Annotated in this window: 1 protein-coding gene and 1 pseudogene; both read right to left on the reverse strand. The window is 66.6% G+C overall.

Going from position 1 to position 925, the window contains the following annotated elements; all coding sequences use genetic code 11:
* Positions 1–103, reverse strand: a pseudogene (locus ALA01S_RS35135) (1,2-phenylacetyl-CoA epoxidase subunit PaaA); the annotation flags it as partial.
* A 49-nt stretch (positions 104–152) separates the two neighbouring features.
* A partial coding sequence (locus ALA01S_RS31225) for an AMP-binding protein (protein WP_157119452.1) occupies positions 153–925 on the reverse strand: 773 nt, incomplete at its 5' end.

Here is a 925-nt window from a genome sequence, read left to right on the forward strand (position 1 = left end):
CGATGGTGGCGTCGAAGCGCTGCTGCAGATGCGCTTCTTCGAGGCTGCGCACCGCCTTGTCCTCGGCCTCGCGGCCCATGGTGTCCATCGCCTGCGTGTACATGGCAAATCACTCCTGCTGGTTCGGTTGCTTGGTGTTGGGCGCCGCGACTTCAGCCCTTTGGGCGGCGATCGACCACGCGGCGCGCCTTGCCGGTGAGGGTGCGCTCTATGGAGCCGTTCATCAGCACCTCCACGCGCGTGGAGATGCCCACCAGCGTCTTGACGCGGTGCTGCACCCAGCGGGCAATCTGTTCCACGTCGGCGGTCGCCATCGCGGCGACGCCGGGCTGCAGCTCGCAGCGCACCAGCACCTCGTCCAGCAGGCCCTTGCGCTCGACCTGCACCTGGTACTGGCCGGAGAGCTTCTCGTGCTGCAGCACGATCTCCTCGATCTGCGTCGGGAAGACGTTGACGCCGCGGATGATCAGCATGTCGTCGCTGCGGCCGACGATCTTGCCCATGCGCCGAAACGCCCTTGACGTGGGCGGCAGCAGCCGCGTGAGGTCGCGCGTGCGGTAGCGGATGATGGGCAGCGCTTCCTTGGTCAGCGAGGTAAAGACCAGCTCGCCCTCCTCGCCGTCGGCCACCGGCTCGCCGGTCTCGGGGTTGACGATCTCGGGATAGAAGTGGTCTTCCCAGATGGTCGGCCCGTCCTTGGACTCGACGCATTCGCTGGCCACACCCGGGCCCATCACTTCCGACAGGCCGTAGATGTCCACCGCATCGATGCCGGCCTTGGCCTCGATGTCGCGGCGCATGGCGTCGGTCCACGGCTCGGCGCCGAAGATGCCCACCTTCAGGCTGCTGTCGCTCGCGTCCAGCCCCTGGCGCGTGAACTCCTCGATGATCACCTGCATGTAGCTGGGCGTGACCATGATGATGT

It is taken from the genome of Azohydromonas lata NBRC 102462, assembly GCF_001571085.1.
Taxonomy (GTDB): Bacteria; Pseudomonadota; Gammaproteobacteria; order Burkholderiales; family Burkholderiaceae_C; genus Azohydromonas; species Azohydromonas lata.